Origin of the sequence: Providencia sp. PROV197 (assembly GCF_028479625.1) — a bacterium.
Taxonomy (GTDB): domain Bacteria; phylum Pseudomonadota; class Gammaproteobacteria; order Enterobacterales; family Enterobacteriaceae; genus Providencia; species Providencia vermicola.
In genome coordinates this window covers 1-18,998 of the sequence record NZ_JAMPNZ010000022.1, presented here as the reverse complement: position 1 = coordinate 18,998, position 18,998 = coordinate 1, and the positions used below count along the sequence as shown (strand labels likewise).

The 18,998-nt window shown below is 45.1% G+C and carries 17 protein-coding genes; 5 read left to right on the top strand and 12 right to left on the bottom strand.

The window, feature by feature from the left end:
- Window positions 1-25: 25 nt before the first annotated feature.
- A complete protein-coding gene (locus PR808_RS13240; protein ID WP_206082913.1) occupies window positions 26-607 on the bottom strand; it encodes an HdeD family acid-resistance protein in 582 nt (193 codons plus the stop codon).
- A gap of 344 nt (window positions 608-951) precedes the next feature.
- Window positions 952-3,885, bottom strand: coding sequence for a copper-exporting P-type ATPase CopA (gene copA, locus PR808_RS13235; RefSeq protein WP_206082912.1), 2,934 nt, complete (start codon window positions 3,883-3,885; stop codon window positions 952-954).
- Window positions 3,886-4,004: 119 nt separating this feature from the next.
- Here copA and cueR point away from each other — a divergent pair, with 119 nt between their 5' ends.
- The gene (gene cueR / locus PR808_RS13230; protein ID WP_206082911.1) at window positions 4,005-4,415 is read left to right on the top strand and encodes a Cu(I)-responsive transcriptional regulator; all 411 of its coding nucleotides are present in this window, start codon (window positions 4,005-4,007) and stop codon (window positions 4,413-4,415) included.
- On the opposite strand, the gene PR808_RS13225 is transcribed toward cueR, so the two are convergent.
- The 5 genes from PR808_RS13225 to tesA form a co-directional block, all read right to left on the bottom strand.
- On the bottom strand, window positions 4,369-4,848 hold the full coding sequence (locus PR808_RS13225; RefSeq protein WP_272539453.1) for an NfeD family protein: 480 nt from the start codon (window positions 4,846-4,848) through the stop codon (window positions 4,369-4,371). The genes cueR and PR808_RS13225 overlap by 47 nt on opposite strands.
- Window positions 4,845-5,780 carry an SPFH domain-containing protein gene (locus tag PR808_RS13220; protein ID WP_206082909.1) on the bottom strand — a complete coding sequence of 312 codons (936 nt, stop codon included), beginning with the start codon at window positions 5,778-5,780 and terminating at the stop codon, window positions 4,845-4,847. Before PR808_RS13220 ends, PR808_RS13225 begins: the two co-directional genes overlap by 4 nt.
- 13 nt (window positions 5,781-5,793) lie before the next feature.
- Complete coding sequence (locus tag PR808_RS13215) at window positions 5,794-6,654, bottom strand: co-chaperone YbbN (RefSeq protein WP_206082908.1); 861 nt, start codon at window positions 6,652-6,654, stop codon at window positions 5,794-5,796.
- A gap of 59 nt (window positions 6,655-6,713) precedes the next feature.
- Window positions 6,714-7,517 (bottom strand): SDR family oxidoreductase, encoded by an 804-nt coding sequence (locus tag PR808_RS13210; protein WP_272539452.1) that lies wholly within the window; start codon window positions 7,515-7,517, stop codon window positions 6,714-6,716.
- 77 nt (window positions 7,518-7,594) lie between these two features.
- Window positions 7,595-8,236 (bottom strand): multifunctional acyl-CoA thioesterase I/protease I/lysophospholipase L1, encoded by a 642-nt coding sequence (tesA, locus tag PR808_RS13205; RefSeq protein WP_206082906.1) that lies wholly within the window; start codon window positions 8,234-8,236, stop codon window positions 7,595-7,597.
- On the opposite strand from tesA, the gene ybbA reads away from it, so the two are divergent.
- The 3 genes from ybbA (at window position 8,204) to PR808_RS13190 (ending at window position 12,857) form a co-directional block, all read left to right on the top strand.
- The gene (ybbA, locus tag PR808_RS13200) at window positions 8,204-8,890 is read left to right on the top strand and encodes a putative ABC transporter ATP-binding protein YbbA (RefSeq protein ID WP_206082905.1); all 687 of its coding nucleotides are present in this window, start codon (window positions 8,204-8,206) and stop codon (window positions 8,888-8,890) included. The genes tesA and ybbA overlap by 33 nt on opposite strands.
- Entirely contained in the window at window positions 8,887-11,334 is a 2,448-nt protein-coding gene (ybbP, locus tag PR808_RS13195; protein ID WP_272539451.1) for a putative ABC transporter permease subunit YbbP, read from the top strand. The genes ybbA and ybbP overlap by 4 nt, the downstream gene beginning before the upstream one ends.
- A gap of 140 nt (window positions 11,335-11,474) precedes the next feature.
- Window positions 11,475-12,857, top strand: coding sequence for an esterase-like activity of phytase family protein (locus PR808_RS13190; protein WP_272539450.1), 1,383 nt, complete (start codon window positions 11,475-11,477; stop codon window positions 12,855-12,857).
- Between the two features lie 128 nt (window positions 12,858-12,985).
- Here PR808_RS13190 and PR808_RS13185 read toward each other — a convergent pair whose 3' ends face one another.
- From PR808_RS13185 to ppiB, 5 genes are all read right to left on the bottom strand, one after another.
- On the bottom strand, window positions 12,986-14,224 hold the full coding sequence (locus tag PR808_RS13185) for an MFS transporter (protein ID WP_206083035.1): 1,239 nt from the start codon (window positions 14,222-14,224) through the stop codon (window positions 12,986-12,988).
- A gap of 116 nt (window positions 14,225-14,340) precedes the next feature.
- Complete coding sequence (purK, locus tag PR808_RS13180; RefSeq protein ID WP_272539449.1) at window positions 14,341-15,423, bottom strand: 5-(carboxyamino)imidazole ribonucleotide synthase; 1,083 nt, start codon at window positions 15,421-15,423, stop codon at window positions 14,341-14,343.
- Window positions 15,423-15,938, bottom strand: a complete 516-nt coding sequence (gene purE / locus PR808_RS13175; protein WP_206082897.1) for a 5-(carboxyamino)imidazole ribonucleotide mutase — start codon at window positions 15,936-15,938, stop codon at window positions 15,423-15,425. Before purE ends, purK begins: the two co-directional genes overlap by 1 nt.
- Before the next feature lie 149 nt (window positions 15,939-16,087).
- Window positions 16,088-16,813, bottom strand: a complete 726-nt coding sequence (lpxH, locus tag PR808_RS13170) for a UDP-2,3-diacylglucosamine diphosphatase (protein WP_272539448.1) — start codon at window positions 16,811-16,813, stop codon at window positions 16,088-16,090.
- Between the two features lie 10 nt (window positions 16,814-16,823).
- Window positions 16,824-17,318, bottom strand: a complete 495-nt coding sequence (gene ppiB, locus PR808_RS13165) for a peptidylprolyl isomerase B (protein ID WP_047756161.1) — start codon at window positions 17,316-17,318, stop codon at window positions 16,824-16,826.
- Between the two features lie 268 nt (window positions 17,319-17,586).
- On the opposite strand from ppiB, the gene cysS reads away from it, so the two are divergent.
- Window positions 17,587-18,975, top strand: a complete 1,389-nt coding sequence (cysS, locus tag PR808_RS13160; protein ID WP_272539447.1) for a cysteine--tRNA ligase — start codon at window positions 17,587-17,589, stop codon at window positions 18,973-18,975.
- The last annotated feature ends 23 nt before the right edge of the window (window positions 18,976-18,998 follow it).

The window sequence follows — 18,998 nt, the reverse complement described above, 5'->3', positions numbered from 1 at the left end:
GCCCCCAAATAGGGGGCAAATTGAATTAACTGTTTTTAGTAATGTTTTTAAACACACTTAGCAACGCAAATAAGCTGAATGAGCTAAACACCATTTCGATACCAATTAACGTGGTTAATAGCGTAATCGACGTTAATGGCCCATTGCCAACAAGCAAAAAGGCAATAAAGAAATCTAATAACCCGATAAGAATTTGCAGCCAACCGCTTGGGGATTTTATTTGTTGAAAACCCACATATAAGCGAATGACACCGCCGACAATAAATAGTGCGGCGACTAAAATCGCGAGGGCGATTAAGCTTTGTAGTGGGTCTTTAATAAAGGAATAGCCGACAATAATATAGATTAGCCCAATCACAAAACCAAATAAGCGCGACCATCCCGTATAAATTACCGTGCTAAGTATGCTAACAATGGCACCGACACCACCAATAATCAGTAAAACGCCTAATACCGTACTGACCGCAATGCCTGAAATCATTGGGTTAACAATACAAAAAATGCCGCCAGCCAACAGCAAAAAGGACAAAATTAATAAAAAAGTTCGCTGTTTTTTAAATTCCTCACCAGCGAGTTTAGCAAGTTTTTCACGATCAATATTAAGCATTTTGCGCTCCAAATATTAAGTAGCTAATTATTTAATAGTATAGACCTAGCCGACGAGAAAGGGCATCAAAGATCGTGCGATTTAAATAATAAAATCTTGGAAGGCAAATACTTAGCGTATTTTGATGATTGAAATAAGACGAGAAAGGATGAGATAGGCTCCCACCCTTCAGACTGCTGACAAACCGATTAGGTTTGACTGCAGGTTGGATTGGTTTTGAAAATAGTCGAGGAAAATCAATTTATTGATTTTCGGCTGATAACACAAAGCAGGAAAAACCACGCTTTTATCCTGCTTTGTCAACAACCTCAAGGGTGAGAGAGGCCCCCACCCTTTTTTAAAGGTTATTTTTCAGGCTTAAAACGTAATAGACGGTTTGCGTTACTCACTACAGTGATAGAGGAGAGCGCCATTGCTGCTCCTGCAACTACTGGGTTAAGTAAAGTCCCTGTGAGTGGGTATAAAATACCAGCAGCAATTGGGATCCCCAGCGTGTTATATATAAAGGCACCAAATAGGTTTTGCTTCATATTGCGCAGCGTCCCTTTTGAGATAGAAACCGCATCAGCAACCCCGTGTAAGCTTTGACGCATCAAGGTGATAGATGCTGTTTCAATGGCGATATCACTACCGCCGCCCATCGCAATACCCACATCAGCACGGGCAAGTGCAGGGGCATCATTGATGCCATCACCGACCATCGCTACTTTATGACCTTTCGCTTGCAGGGCTTCAATTGCGGCTGATTTACCATCAGGCATGACGCCAGCAATCACTTCATCAATACCCGCTTCTTTAGCGATAGCATTTGCGGTGACTGGATTATCCCCTGTTAACATCACCAAACGGAAGCCTTGTTTATGTAAGCGAGCAAGAGCACTGATGCTGTCTTCACGCAATGGGTCACGAATAGATAACAACGCAGCGACTTTCCCTTCAACGGCCAACAGTACAGGGGTCACCCCTTGAGAGGCTTGCTGATGCAGAATACCGTCGACATCTGTGGTATCCACACTGCTTTGCGCTAACAGCTTTTGGTTACCTAACAAAATGGTTTTACCATCAATAATTGCGCTTACACCTAAGCCTGCTAATGTCCTAAATTGCTCATTAGCGGGTAAGGTTAAGCCTTTCGCTTTTGCTAAGACAGCACGCGCTAATGGGTGGTTTGAACCATTTTCTAACGATGCTGCGAGCTGCAATGCGCCGTCCTGATCAAAACCATTAAATACGTGGATGTCAGTAACTTGAGGCATACCTTCGGTTAATGTACCTGTTTTATCAAAGACGATAGTGTCCAGTTCGCTAGCTTGCTGAAGGGCATCCGCATCACGGACTAACACCCCGAACTCAGCTGCACGACCGACACCTGAAATTATCGACATCGGCGTTGCTAATCCTAAAGCACATGGACAGGCAATGATTAACACAGTTGTGGTGATAACCAAGGCATAAGTAATTTGTGGCGCAGGGCCAATAAAGTACCAGATAGCCCCCGAAATCAATGCAATAGCAACAACTACAGGGACAAACACTGCCGAAATTTTATCCGCCATTTGGCCAATTTGCGGTTTACTACTTTGTGCTTGACGAACAAGGTGAATAATTCGCGCTAATGTGGTTTGGCTTCCCACTGCCGCGGCGCGAAAGAGTACCGTACCATCTTGCACGACAGTACCTGCATGTACAGGGTCACCTTTACTTTTTTGTTGCGGGATAGGTTCACCTGTCAGCATCGCTTCGTCTAGCCAAACTTCCCCTTCGATGATTTCCCCATCGACAGGTACGCGGTCACCCGTCGCTAAGCGTAAGATCATGCCTTTTTTAACCTGCTCCAATGGCATGTCAACTTCGCCTTGCTCCGTCACAACACGTGCAGTTGGCGGTGTTAAATCTAACAACCTTTCAAGGGCTTTGGAGGAACGTTGGCGTGCCCGTTGCTCTAAAGCGTGGCCAAGGTTAATCAGACCGATGATCATCGCACTGGCTTCGTAATAAAGGTGGCGAGCTTGGTCAGGGAACCATTCAGGCCAAATATTAACGACGATAGAGTAGAGCCATGCAGCTCCTGTACCCAGTGCAACCAAGGTATCCATAGTGGCACTGCCATTTTTTAAACTTTGCCATGCACTGCGATAAAAATGCCCACCTGCGAATACCATTACTAGGAAGGTTAATACCCCAATGGTAAGCCATGTGGTGTGATTTTGCTCAGTCAGCACCATATTATCGCCCATCATTCCCCATACCATGACAGGGATACCAAGGGCTAAGGCTAAGGCTGATTGCCAACGGAAACGGCGCATATTGGCTTGAGCAACTTCTTGCTGGCGTTCACGGCGTTTGGCTTCATCTTGAATGATTTCAGCACCATAACCCGCTTTAACCACGGCATTAATCAGGTCATTGGGATCTGCAGTTCCTGTGACTAATGCGCTACGCTCGGCTAAATTAACGCGTGCGTTTTCCACACCAGGGACGCCGCTGAGTGCTTTTTGCACTTTATTCACACAGCTGGCACAGGTCATGCCATCAAGCAGTAACTGCACACTGTCATCCGTTGGGGGGATGTCAGGCTGTTCACCTAAATCTGACTCTTGTGCCGGAATGTCACAAATTGCCGCTGAATCAGCATCCGGCTGTTCAGTTTGGGTGGTCAGCGGCTCAGTTTTTGGGTGAGATTCACCTTCTGTAGCTTGGTAGCCAGCGGCTTCGACGGCAGCAATCAATGCCGAAACTGATGCAGAACCTTGTACAACCGCAGACGTTGTATCCACTTGTGCGCTTTCTACACCGTCAACAGCTTCGAGTGCTTGTTGGGTTTTCGCCGCACATTTCATGCAGCTTAATCCTGAAAGGGATAACGTCACCTCATTGGACTGCGGCAACTGGGCCTTAAAGCCTGCTTGTTCAACCGCAGCGATTAAGGTTTGTGCATCAGCAGAGCCATACACTTTTGCCTGAGTTGTGCTAACAACCGCAGCGGCAACACCTTCAACCTCTTCAAGGGCTTTTTGGGTTTTGCCTGCACATTTCATGCAATTTAAACCCGAAAGCTGCAATTCGACATCAGGTGTTGATGCAACTTCGGCTTCATAGCCAGCTTCAGTAATCGTGTTGATGATATCAGCAACATTGGTATCACTTTCTAATGTCGCATAATCGATAGTGACGTTTAAATTTATCACATCACCGCGAGCTTCTAATGCTTTAGTGACTGAGCCGACACAGTGCATGCAGCTTAGCCCCTGTAATTTTAGGATAGTTTTGTTACTCATTTTGCAGCCTCCGAACCCGTTCGATGAATTGGGTCTATAACTTTATCGACAATTAGGTCTATAATTCGACAATGAGCAAAGGTTACACCTTCCAGCAAGGTTAAGGTCAAGGGGTTATTATGAATATTAGTGAAATTGCCAAAAAAACAGGCCTAACTGCAAAAGCAATCCGTTTTTATGAAGATAAAGGGCTGATTACGCCACCTGAAAGAGGGGAGAATAGCTACCGCTATTACCAAGAACGGCATTTAAACGAATTGATATTGCTAAAACAAGCGAAGGATGTTGGCTTTACCTTGGATGAATGCGGTGAACTGCTTGGGCTGTTTCGTAATCCAACCAGACACAGTGCTGATGTGAAAAGCACGACCATTGCTAAGATAAATGAAATAGAGCAGACAATTTTTAAACTGTCTGCAATCCGCGATACATTACAGGAGCTGGTGGATGTGTGCCCAGGGGATGATGGCGCTAACTGCCCAATTATTGACCACCTGGCACGTGGCTGTTGCCATCACCAGAAGGTTTAACTTGCAATGTAATGCCATCAACGGCGATGACCACTACTTCAGTATTAGCAAGAAGTGGGACATCGCTGAAAACCCGCCAGCTGCCATCAGCAAGGCGAACACGGCTAAAGCCTTCTTCGGTATCCGTTAACAAACGCGCTTTAACCCCCACAAGCTGGTGGCTGATTTGATTGACATCGTCAGCTTTGCTTCTTTTACGGCCGCTTAACCATTTGCGCCATAACACGGCAGAAACAAGGGTAAAGACGGCAAATAAAATCCCTTGCCACTCCCAATTTAGGAAGGGTAAAGCCCAAGTCAATAAACCGACGGCGACAGCGGCAATCCCCGACCAAAGCAAATAGCCACCCGTGCCGAGTAACTCAGCAATCAGCAATAGCCCACCGAGGCACAGCCAAAACCATGCGGGTTGAGCGCTGATAAGCTCTATCATTCTTTCGCCTTTTGTGTTGTTTTTTTGCTTTCGCTAATGAGTTCGGTAATACCGCCGATCGCGCCCATTAAATTGCTGGCTTCTAATGGCATCATAATCACTTTGCTATTTTGAGCCGAGCCAATACTGGTTAACGCATCTGTGTATTTCTGTGCCACGAAGTAGTTAATGGCTTGCATATCCCCAGCGGCAATTGCTTCAGATACCATTTGGGTTGCTCTCGCTTCAGCTTCTGCAGCCCTTTCACGCGCTTCAGCTTGTAAGAAAGCAGATTGTCTTTCCCCTTCGGCTTTTAAAATTTGTGATTGTTTTTCACCTTCCGCTTTAAGGATTGCCGCTTGACGAATACCTTCCGCTTCTAAAATATCGGCACGTTTTGTTCGTTCCGCTTTCATCTGCGCATTCATCGCGCTGATAAGTTCTTTTGGCGGTTTCACATCACGAATTTCAATACGGGTGATTTTCACACCCCATGGGTTAGTTGCTTCATCCACCACATGCAATAAGCGGGAGTTGATCGAATCTCGTTGAGACAGCATTTCATCAAGTTCCATAGACCCTAACACGGTACGAATATTGGTCATTGTCAGATTAAGCACGGACAGTTCTAAATTACTGACTTCATAAGCAGCACGAACAGGGTCAACCACTTGAATAAAGCACACGGCATCAATAGTGACGTTGGCGTTATCCCGTGAAATAACTTCTTGTGATGGGATATCAAGGACTTGTTCCATCATATTGATACGACGGCCGATTTTGTCCATAAATGGCACAATGATATGCAGCCCAGGTTGCAATGTACGGGTGTAACGCCCAAAACGTTCAACTGTCCATTGAAAACCCTGCGGTACTGTTTTAACGCAGGTGAAAACAATAACGATGGCTACAAAAATAATAATCGGAATGGCACCAAAGGCGAACAAGTCCATATCTAACCCTTAATTAATAAAGTAATGAATACATTTGGCGGCGATATTTACTCGCAATCGCATCGCCAGTACCCATGGCGGACATAATATCCATCATGGTTTTTTTCACAGCACCGTCACCCGCACCTAAATCTTTACGTAAGAAGCTAAATAACATTTCAAGGGCTTCTTCATTACGGTTCACTTCATGTAATTTTAGTGCTAATTGAACGGCTAACGTGGTATTTTGCGGATCTTGATTAAATTCGTCCTGTAATTGTTGAATTTCAGGGGTATCCGCTGCTTGTTTTAACAACTCAATTTGTGCAATCAGCCCTTGATAACGACTGTCTTTGTCTTGTAATGGCACCACATCTAAGGTGGTTTGTGCATCATCGACGAGTTTTAGGTTAATTTGCGTTTCTGCCAATAACAGCGTGATATCGCTATTTTTCGGGTTTAGTTGATGAGCTTCTTTCAGCAGAGGCAACGCTTCTTGTGTTTTACCTTCCGCTATTAATTCAGCCGCTTGTGCCGCTTTTAACTCTTCAGGGCTTGGTAGAACACGAGATAAAATCTCTAACACGACCTCTTCCGGTTGCGGCCCTTCAAAGCCATCAACGGGTCGGCCATTTTGCAGGACATATACCGTTGGGATGGCTTTTAAGCCAAACTGGCTGGCAATCATTTGTTCTTCGTCACAGTTAACTTTAGCTAAGATATATAAACCTGCGTAGTCGTTGGCAATTTTTTCCAACATTGAGCCAAACTCTTGGCAATGAGGGCTACGAGGTGACCAAAAGTAAAACATGACGGGTAAGTTCATTGATTGTTCAATGACTTGATGAAGATTAGTTTCGTTAATATCAATAATTTGTGCGTTATTCGCAAACATAGGGTATCTCTTTTGAATGAGTTAGCATTAATAGTAGAGTGGGGCTTAATTTGCTTTTTTCAAGCCTTTTTTCCCTGATTTGCCAGTATTCTATCCATCAGTTTGTCAGGTAAAACACGTTTAAGCACTCGGACTGCCACTGTTAAAAGCGTGACAGAATAACGCACGCGTGGGCGTGGGCTTTCTAACGCATGGATAAGCTTTTCCACCACATGCTCTGGGGTTAAGGTAAAGCGCGAGGCGATCCCTGGGTTTTTAACAGGTTTATCTTTTTGAGTTTGTTCAACATTTTGAGTGAATGCCGTGTGAATTGGCCCTGGCTCAATCAAACTCACGAAAACACCACTGCCTTTTAGCTCTAACCGTAAGGCATCTGACCAACCTTCCAAGGCATATTTGCTCGCTGCATAAGCACCACGACCTGGGGTAGAGATAATGCCCATCACCGAACTGGTTTGCACAATGCGCCCTTCATGGTGTGCTAGCATGGCGGGTAGCAGTTGGAAGGTCAATTGGTGCACGCCGAAAAAGTTTGTGGAAAACTGGGCTTCGAGTTGTTCCCGACTAACACTGTTCAATGGCCCATAAACCCCAAAACCCGCATTGTTGAATAATCCGAAAAGTCGGTGATTACAGAGTGTTAACACCTCTTTTGCCGCTGTATCTATGCTATTCTTATCATCAAGGTCGAGAGCAACTGTATCAAAGCCAAGGTCTCTTAAGCGGAAGATATCGCTCTCTTTGCGACAGGCGACAATCACATGGTAGCCCCGTTGGCGCAGAGTTTGGGCAGCACAAAAGCCTATACCGCTTGATGCTCCAGTGATCAGAACCGATTTTCCGTTTCGTGCGGATGTTTGCATAACTTTACCTTCATTTCATGCAACTGAATTTATTTCGCGTATAAAGAGCCCTTTATCGCGTTTGTTTACCGTCTATTTTACTTGTTTGAGGGTAAAATATGTGCGGAAAGTTGTTTTTCCATAAAGTCAGCAATGGATGACTGTGCTTCAACCGTCGGGTGAATCCCATCTTGTTGTATCCACTCAGGCTTAGTGATAACGGTTTCCATGTAAAAAGGCAGTAACGGAATTTGATTGCTATCCGCCAGTTTCGGGTACACTTTTTCAAAGCTTGTTGTATAACGTTTTCCATAATTTGGTGGAATACGAATTTGCATTAAGAGCGGTTTTGCACCCGATTGCACGATTTGGTCGATTATTTGCTGTAAATTAGTTTCCAGTTGTTCGACAGGTAAGCCTTGCAGACCATCGTTAGCACCTAACTCGATCAGCACCCAGCTCGGTTTATTTTGTTCCAATAAGGTAGAAAGGCGTTCCAGCCCTTGTGCTGATGTATTGCCACTAATGCTGCCATTGACCACCTCAATAGGCGGAGACAGTTTCTGCCAGCGGTTGGCAAGCAAAGAGGCCCACGCCTGCTCAGCGGGTAAACGGTAGCCTGCACTTAGGCTATCACCTAAGATCAATAGCTTAGTTGACGCAAGGGCGTGTCCACTTGCAGTCAGTAACAGGAGAAAAACCAATATATGTCGGCGAATAATATTCTTGAAGTTCATCATCTCATTAAACGTGTTGGTCAAGGTGAACATGAACTGACTATATTGCAAGGTGTTGAGCTAATTGTCGAGTCTGGTCAAACAATTGCTTTAATTGGCGAGTCAGGATCGGGGAAATCAACTCTGCTTGGGATCATTGCGGGCTTAGATGACGGTACGTGTGGCTCGGTCAATTTATTGGGGCAAGACCTGACCCGCATGGATGAAGAGGAACGAGCTCGTTTGCGCGCGCAAAGCGTGGGGTTTGTGTTCCAATCGTTTATGTTAATCCCTACATTAAATGCGATTGAAAACGTGCAGCTACCTTCCTTGTTGCGTGGAGAGCCAGAGTCATCTAGCCACCAACATGCCGCTGAATTACTGACTGATTTAGGCTTGAAAGATCGCATGAAGCATATGCCGCCACAACTTTCTGGTGGCGAACAACAGCGTGTGGCACTGGCACGCGCATTTAACGGTCGTCCACAAATTTTATTTGCCGATGAGCCGACAGGTAACCTTGATAGACAGACTGGGGATAAAATCGCGGACTTGCTGTTTGCCATGAACAAAGAACATGGTACTACGCTGATTTTAGTTACACACGATAACGAACTCGCTGCACGTTGTCAGCGTCGCTTACGCTTGGTTGATGGACAACTGAGGGAAGAAGCATGATTTGGCGTTGGTTTTGGCGTGAATGGAAAACGCCGTCATTATTGATTGTCTGGTTAGCACTCACTCTCGCCGTTGCCTGTGTTTTAGCGTTAGGGCGCATTAGTGATCGTATCGAAAACAGCATGAGCTACCAAAGCCGTGAGCTACTTGCAGGGGATCTGGTTCTGCGTTCCTCACACCCGAGCGAGCCCGCTTGGTTGCAAGAGGCACAAAAAGATGGGTTAAAACTGAGCCAGCAGATATCATTTTCGACGATGGCCTATGCAACGGAAGATGAAGATGCCCGCCCACAGCTGGTGTTAGTCAAAGCCGCCGATAAGGCTTATCCGCTGTATGGCGAGTTAGTTACAGAACCTGAAGGGTTAGTACCAAACCAAGGGGAGGTGTTAGTGGCACCTCGCTTATTAGAGTTATTGAACCTGAATATTGGCGATAATATTGATATCGGCGATGCGACGTTAAAGGTTTCGGGGAAATTACTCCAAGAGCCCGATAGTGGCTTCAATCCATTCCAAATTGCCCCTCGAGTATTAATTGCGATTGAAGATGCACCGTTAACGGGGGCGATTCAGTTAGGTAGCCGTTTAACCTATCGCGATATGTTCGCGGGTGATAGCCAAGTTATTGATGCATTTAAGCAAAAGTTTGATAAAGAACTGCGCAATGACCAGCGATGGTATACCTTAAGTGAAGACAATGGCGCGGTGGGGAAAACTTTCCAACGTGCTCAGCAATTTTTGTTGTTATCCGTATTATTAACCTTATTACTGGCGATTGCAGCTGTTGTGGTTTCTATGACCCACTATTGCCGTAGCCGCCACCAGCTTATTGCGGTTCTAAAAACACTTGGGGCTGGGCGCAGTGCGCTGCGTAAATGGATCATTGGCCAGTGGTTGGTAATTTTAGTGGCAGCGGCGTTATTAGGTTCGTTATTAGGGCTAGCCTTTGAAGGCATTTTGATGCAAATTCTAGGCGCAATGCTGCCAAAAGAATTGCCTCCTGCTAGCCTAATGCCGTGGGTCTGGGCGATAGGGACATTGTTTATCATTGCCATTATTGTAGGCAGCCGTCCTTATTACCAATTGATGGCGACCCAACCTTCTCGGGTGTTACGTGAAGATGCAAAATCCCCAGTATGGCCGCTGCATTATTATCTCCCTGTGGTTATATTAATTGTCGTGGGCGGGTTATTTATTTTTGCGGGAGTAAACCCCCTGTTATGGTCGATTCTTGCAGGGATTGTTGTCGTGGCGATTCTATTGGCTTTAATTGGTTGGGTCGGGCTTTGGGGGCTGCGCCATATTAAATTTCGCCAGCTGAGTTTACGCCTTTCGGTCAGCCGCTTGTTGCGCCAACCGTTGCAAACTATCACCCAAATGAGCGCCTTTTCGCTCTCGTTTATGTTACTGGCATTATTAATTTTAGTTCGGGGTGATTTACTTGACCGCTGGCAGCAGCAATTGCCAGCAGATAGCCCGAACTATTTCTTGATTAACATGAACCAATCACAGCTTAAACCTGTGACTGAGTTACTGGCACAGTATCAAGTGAAGCCAACGGAATTCAATCCTGTGGTTTTAGCGCGTTTAACCGATATTAATGACCAGTCAGCGATTGAATGGGCCGATAAACGTGACCCAAATAATAATACGGTACGGCGTGAATTAAGCTTAACGTGGCAATCTCAATTGGCCCCTGCGAATATCGTGAATGAAGGCACGTGGCCGCCGAAAGCGGGGGAGGTTTCCATTGAACAAACCGTGGTGAAAGAGCTAGGGTTAAAACTGGGGGATAAACTGACATTTAACGCAGGAGCTCAAGTTTTTACGGCGACGGTAAGCAGCATCCGCACTGTGGATTGGGAAAGTTTACGACCGAATTTTTATTTTATTTTTTCGGAAGAAAGCTTGTCGAAAATGCCAGCAACATGGCTGAGTAGTTTCCATTATGAGGGGGACGGCCAGTTATTGACGCAACTTAGCCGCCATTACCCAACCATAAATGTGCTGGATACAGGGGCGATCATTACACAGATTCAGCAAATCCTTCAGCAAGTCAGCCAAGCTCTTGAAGTGATGGTCGTCTTAGTGATTTTCTGTGGCTTGCTGTTATTGTTGGCACAGATTCAAGTGGGAATGAGCCAACGTGAGCGCGAACTGGTGGTCTATCGCACCTTAGGTGCGAGCAGAAAGCTGATGCGCAGAACATTATGGAGCGAGTTTGCATTACTTGGCTTAATGGCAGGCCTTGCTGCGGCCTTTGGTGCTGAAATTGCCTTGTGGTTATTGCAAAGTAAAGTGTTTGATTTTCCATGGCAACCTGAATGGCGTATGTGGCTATTATTACCACTGTGCGCAGCTATTTTGTTGTCGATTTGTGGGGGATGGCTAGGTCTTCGCTTATTAGGAACAGGCAGCCAGCACCGTCGATTACCCAATGGATGATTAATTTATAGGGAATAATTGGGCGTGAAATTATTTACGCCCAATTAAAATAACTGTCTTGAATCCTTCACAAAATCGTCATTTACTCAGGTTATGATTCCGCCGTCGATTATTGATAGCCTTAAAATGGAAACATAACCATGCAGCATAAAAATTCAATTACACACCCAATTAAACAGACGTTGGGTTCATTTTCTTTACTGGCAAGTTTGATTTCATTTAGCTTCTCAGGGTTTGCTCAACAAGAAGTGCCTGCCACATTAATGGGGCATTCCATTCTTTCCGTTGATTCCACCGTTTCAGCGCCACAAAATGCGCCTGCAGACCTTCAAGTGAGCGGAAAATTCACCACTGGCACACGCGTTGACACTCTCGGCAAAGTCGAAGGAAAATCCGCTGATCGTCCAACGGGGAAACACATTCCAATCAAAGGGCAGCCATTGCAAGGCCATTCAGGAATTAAACGGATGGGGGATGGCACCTATTGGGTGTTAACGGATAATGGGTTTGGTAATAAAGTGAATTCACCAGACTCTATGCTGTATGTGACGCAATACGATATTGATTTTAAATCAGGCAAAACAACACCACTCAAAACGGTTTTTTTCCATGACCCCGACAGAATCATTCCTTTTCACATTATTAATGAGAGCACAAAGGAACGTTACTTAACGGGCAGCGACTTCGACCCAGAAAGTTTTCAGTTTGCTAATGGTGCATTATGGGTAGGGGATGAATTTGGCCCATATCTGATAAAAATGGATTTGGATGGCAAAGTGTTAGCCTTGTTTGAAACGCAGGTCGATGGCAAAAAAGTGGTTTCTCCAGACCATTATCAAGTCACCACACCAGGAAAACCAACAGATAAAGTCACCTTCCAAGTGAATCGCTCAAAAGGGTTTGAAGGTATGGCTTCCTCACCAGACGGTTCAAAACTGTACCCAATGCTTGAAGGGGCAATTTGGGTTGATGAAAAACAAGATTATGAAAATGTGGATGGTAAACGCGCTGCACGCATTCTTGAGTTCGATGTAAAAAAACAAGATTGGACAGGCAGAAGCTGGTTGTATGTGTTCGAAGATAACCAAAATGCTATCGGCGATTTTAATTTAATCGATGGCACTCATGGCCTAATCATCGAGCGTGATAATGGCGAGGGGATATCGGATAAAGCCTGTGCTGCAGGCAGTACGAACACGGAAAATTGCTTTAGTAATTTAGCGAAATTTAAGCGTGTATACCGTATTGAGTTTTCAGATAAAAACGTCGGTGAAGCGGTTGATAAGCAGGCGTACATTGATTTAATGAATATTAAAGACCCAAATAGTCAAGCAAGAAAACCCTTAAATGATGGGGTATTTACCTTCCCATTCTTTACGATTGAGAATGTGGATGTGGTCGACGGTGAACATATCATTGTTGGTAATGACAATAACTACCCGTTCTCATCAAGCCGTGAGCCAAATCAAGCCGATGATAATGAATTTATTCTGTTGAAAGTCCCTGAATTGTTAAAGCCTTGATTGAATTTGTGCCACCTCATTCCAGTTTGTCGTGGCACAATGTGAAACGCATGTTTTGATCCAATATCTGGTCTTCTGATTATTTTTCCCTTGGTTTCAATCTTTCCCGAGCCTGTGCTCGGGATTTTTTATTTGGTATGGAGTGCGGGCGGTTTCATCATTAATGTTAAGCCGAGGATAACCACCACAGGGGCGGCAATGACTAAAAATGCAGGGGTGAAGCTACCTGTGTAGTCCTTGATCCCACCTGCGATAAATGGCGCTAAACAGGCGATAGTTGAAATCAAGTTAACCACAGAAAATAGCTCCAAATAGGGGCCACGACCAAAGTAGTTTGATAACAAAACACTTGATGCTAAGAACGTCATGCCGTAACCAATTCCTACGCACAAAACAAATAAAATTAACCAGAACCAAGAGCTTGCGATACTGAGGAAGATAACACCAAGCACCATGATAATTAAGCTGCCAATCAGCAGTTTTTTGGGCTCCAACCATTCTCCAGCTGCGCCGCCAATAAATCGTGAAAATGCATTAACAAAAGCCATTGTACTAAGTAATGAAACTGCAACGGTCATACCAAAACCACGTTCTTCGATATGGGCAACAGCAAAACTGTTAACGGTAATACCACACCATAGAAAAGAGGTATAGGTCGCTGCAATTAAATAGAACTGCCATGTGCGCAGTGCGCGTCCAACTGTCCACACTTCAGCTGTACGATAAATGGGTTTACTTGCATCACTGACTTGTTTTTGCATCACTTTCTTGGCATGTTCTTGCTCTTGTTTGCCTTCACGTAACATAAAGATAGTGATTAACGTGATGATGCTGAGGTAAATCGCACACAAAACCCAGTGCATGCGCCATGAGCCCAATTGGTTTGAAGCATAGAAATAAATCCATGGCCCTGCAACTCCGCCGAGCCCACCAATGGTGAAATACAAGCCAAAAGCGAGGGACTGTTTTTCAAATAATCGGGAAAGCACGTAAGTGCCAGGCACCGTGGCTAATAAGGTAAAACCGATACCAATCAAGGCTGTACCTAAGAAATATGTACTGATGGTGTTGGTGGAATACAGGCTATAAAACCCAGCGACAAAGACTAAGGTACCCAGCAGTAATGTGGCTCGCACGCCAACTTTACGGATCAGCAAAGAGGGTAAGAAACTGGCAAGCCCACAGGTCAAGCCCAATAAGGTAAAGCCAAAACCCGCTTCACTCCAGCTCCATTTTAGCTCGCTGATCATTTCTGGCAATACAACGCCTAAAGAGGTGAAAGTCGTGGCTGTGGCTAAAAAATAAACTAACCCTAATAGAATTAAAATACACCACTGATAAAACGGACTAAAATGCTGCGAGGACATAGTAACTCCAGTCATGCCGCACACCTTTAGTCAGGAGAATTATCATCTGGATGACGGCGAAAATAGCAAAATGCCCGAAAACAAGTTCGGGCATCGATTAAGGCTATTTTCCCTATTTATTGGTGAGAGTACCAGTCTAATTTTTCATTTGCCCACTCAATGCCACTTTTATACTCATTTGGTAAGAGTGGGATAAGTGCACTGAGCGTTTCGGTTAGCTGATTACAGTCACTGTGGGAGAGGTTTAAATGGCCAACTTTACGGGCTGGACGCACCTCTTTTTCATACCAATGCAAGTGAACTAGTGGCAAATTGAGCCAATCGATATTCACATCAGTGCCGATTAAGTTCACCATTACCGCAGGGCTGTATACTTCAGGGGATGGCATTGGTAGATTCAATATGGCACGCAAATGTAACTCAAATTGGCTGATTGATGCACCGTTTTGGGTCCAATGTCCGCTGTTATGTACGCGAGGGGCAATTTCGTTGATCAGCAGTTTATCGCCCACAACAAAGCATTCCATCGCCATCACACCAATATAGCCGAGCTCATCCATTACAGCGCTTAACATCGCTTGCGCTTGATCTTGCTGAGGATTGGTGGATTTCGGAAAAGCGACACTGGTGCGCAGGATACCTTCTTGGTGTAGATTGTGGGTGATAGGGTAAAAAACTGACTCCCCAGCAGCATTACGAGCACCAATCACCGAGACTTCAGCATCAAAAGGGATGCCTTGCTCTACAATGCACTCACCGTAAACTTCAGCGGGTAAACTGAGTTCGTCACCTGGGCGTACACGCCATTGGCCGCGCCCGTCATAGCCGCCTGTTCGGCGTTTGACTATCAGAAAATCACCCAGTGAGGCAAACAATTCAGGCCATTGCTCCGGGGATTCGAGCAGTACCCAAGGGGCGGTTGACAAATGTAAGCTATCAAACAGGCTTTTTTGTGGGAAGCGGTCAGCTAAACGCGGGAAAATATCGCGGTTAATAAAGGCATTGTGCCTAGCTAACTCTTTAGTCAAAGGCGTTTCAGGCCAACGCTCGATTTCAGCGGTGATCACGCTTTGTTGATAAGGAACTGCTTCAGGCTCTGCATCCAATCCGACAGGGAAAACGGCGATACCTAATGGTTCGCCAGCTTGGCGCAGCATGCGACCCAGTTGACCGTTGCCCAGTACGCAAACGGGTTTCATTACGCATCCCTCGGGTCTGGGTTATTGAGTACGTCGTTAGTTTGTATTTCACGCCAAGTGGATAAGCGATTAAAAACAGCGGTATCTGCAATGGCTAATACTTGCGCCGCTAACAGCGCGGCATTTGCTGCACCAGCTTTGCCAATGGCAAGCGTACCCACTGGGATGCCTTTTGGCATCTGAACGATGGAATATAAGCTATCAACACCACTGAGTGCCGCGCTTTGTACAGGAACACCAAAAACAGGCACTAAGGTTTTGGCCGCTATCATACCTGGTAGGTGGGCTGCACCACCTGCACCTGCAATGATCACATCAAAACCATTTTCTTTGGCGGTTTCGGCAAACGAAAACAGTTTATCGGGTGTACGGTGTGCAGAAACAATTTCGACGTGAAAAGGAATTTGGAGTTCGGTTAATACATCAGCAGCGTGCTGCATGGTCGTCCAATCACTTTTCGAACCCATAACAATGGCGATTTTTGCCGCAGATTGAGCAGAAGCTTGGGCAGTCATTTGGTGCTTTCCTGTATTGAAAAAAACGTCACCCGAAGGTGGAGAATTGAATTGAGTCGATCATATCATGACAAAGCAGCAAGGAAAACGTTTGCGTGATTAATAAGTAAGCAAACAGTCGCGTTTACGAGCAAGAACTTTCATGGGTATTATTCAAAGGGAAAGAAAATCAGTTCAATACCGTGTTCATTAATCACAAAGGCTGAGCCTTCATGATGCCATGCACCTAATACACCTCGGAAATGTAGCCTGCCATCAATATTGATTTCATGAATGGCTGGGCGGTGGGTATGGCCATGAATCATCCACTGCGCTTGGTGTCTTTGTAGCGCATTAACAACCGCTTGTGGATTAACATCCATGATAGACTCGGTTTTCATGCTACTGGCGTACTGGCTATTTTTACGCATTTTCTGTGCTATTCGGCGGCGAATAAACAGAGGGAGCGTGAGAAAAATACGTTGTATCCAAGGAGTGTGAACTTTTTTACGGTAGTTTTGATAAGCCATATCATCAGTGCATAAGGTATCACCGTGTAGAATTAAAATGCGCTTATCATAAATATCGAGAACAGTTTCTTGGGGTAAAATCGTCATTCCACACTGCTTGGCATAGCGTTTACCAATTAAAAAATCACGGTTGCCATGTATAAAGTAACAAGGAATACCTTTGGCTGTGAGTTGTTTTAGCTCGTTCGCAACGCGCTGATGAAGCGGGTTATCATCATCATCGCCCACCCAATAATTGAAAAAATCACCGAGGATATACAGGCTATCGGCGTGGATGGCTCGTTGTTGAATAAAATTGATAAAACCGGCGGTGATCGCCGGTTCATCTTCACTCAAATGCAGATCTGCAATGATGTAAGTAGACATAGAGACAGGATTACTCGCTGACAGTCACTTTTTCGATCACCACATCTTCACGAGGAACGTCTTGGTGGAAACCGCTACGGCCAGTTGAAACGCCTTTGATTTTATCAACCACGTCCATACCTTCAACAACTTCAGCAAATACGCAGTAACCCCAACCATCTGGGCGCTCTGAGCGGAAGTTTAAGAAGTCATTATCAACGACGTTGATAAAGAATTGTGCAGTGGCAGAGTGTGGGTCGTTAGTACGAGCCATTGCTAGTGTGCCACGGGTATTTTTTACACCGTTGTTTGCTTCGTTTTTAATAGGCGCTTTCGTGTTTTTTTGTTCCATGCCCGGCTCAAAACCACCGCCTTGGATCATGAAGCCGTTAATAACACGGTGGAAAATGGTATTATTGTAGAAACCTTCACGGCAGTAAGTTAAAAAGTTTTCGACTGTGACTGGCGCTTTATCGTCAAATGTTTTGATAACAATGTCGCCGTGATTGGTATGAAATGTAACCATAATAGCTATCCTGAATAATTGTTTTTTGTGCGCTATCTTGCGAAAGCGTTGAGATCTGCACGTTTATATCACAGATAAAACCTGACTTGAAGCGACAGTGCGTTTTGCAGGTGGTTTATAGCATAATAGGTGTGTATTAAATGCCTATTGAATCCAACAATAAAAGGCAGGGTAAACCCTTGCATTCTTAAGGTGATCGGGGTTCAATAACATGGTATTTTACCGATAGAAATCGATAATCATTTTTCACTTACATGGAAAAGTCCAGATGCTACAAATTTTTAATACACTAAGTCGTCAAAAAGAAGAGTTTAAGCCCATCCACGCAGGAAAGATTGGGATGTATGTGTGTGGCATCACTATCTACGACTTGTGTCATATCGGCCATGGCCGGACATTTGTGGCATTTGATGCAATTAGCCGCTATTTGCGCTATTTGGGCTATGATTTGAATTATGTCCGTAACGTCACGGATATTGATGACAAAATCATTAAACGTGCCGCGGAAAATAAGGAAAGTGTTGAAGAACTCACCACTCGCATGTTAGCGGAAATGCACAAAGATTTCGATGCGTTGAATATTCTTCGCCCTGATAGCGAGCCACGTGCAACGCGGCATATTAGCGAAATTATTGAGCTGACTGAAAGCTTAATTGAACGTGGTCATGCTTACGTGGCAGATAACGGCGATGTGATGTTCGAAGTGAAAACTGACCCAAATTACGGCTTGCTATCTCGCCAAGATTTAGAACAACTTCAAGCGGGTGCGCGTGTTGAAGTGGCGGATGTTAAACGCAATCCAATGGACTTCGTGCTTTGGAAAATGTCCAAAGAAGGTGAGCCAAGCTGGGAATCACCTTGGGGTTTAGGTCGTCCAGGCTGGCACATTGAATGTTCGGCGATGAACAGCAAAACATTGGGTAATCATTTTGATATTCACGGCGGCGGCTCAGATTTAATGTTCCCGCATCATGAAAATGAGATTGCTCAATCCACTTGTGCGCATGATGGCCCGTATGTGAACTATTGGATGCACTCAGGCATGGTCATGGTAGACAGAGAGAAAATGTCGAAGTCTCTCAATAACTTCTTCACCATTCGTGATGTGCTTGAGTATTACGATGCCGAAACCGTGCGTTATTTCCTGCTTTCAGGCCATTATCGTAGCCAACTGAATTATACGGAAGAAAACCTGAAGCAAGCGCGCACCGCGTTAGAGCGTATGTACACTGCATTACGTGGCACAGAAAAATCTGCAAAACCAGCGGGCGGAGAAGCCTTTAAAGCCCGTTTCGTTGAAGCCATGAACGATGATTTTAATACACCAGAAGCCTATTCTGTGCTATTTGACATGGTACGTGAAATCAATCGTTTGAAAACGGAAGATATGGCTGCTGCTAATGGTATGGCTGCAGAACTGCGTGAACTAGCAGGCGTGCTCGGTTTACTAGAACAAGATCCAGAAAACTTCCTAAAAGGCGGCGCTCAAGGTGAAGATGATGCGGAAGTCGCAAAAATCGAAGCGTTAATTCAACAGCGATTAGATGCACGTCAAAATAAAGATTGGGCACAAGCCGATGCTGCGCGTGATGAGCTGACAGCGATGGGGATTGTGCTGGAGGATTCATCTGCGGGGACAACGTGGCGCCGTAAATAAACACCTACGCGTCATATTTCGCG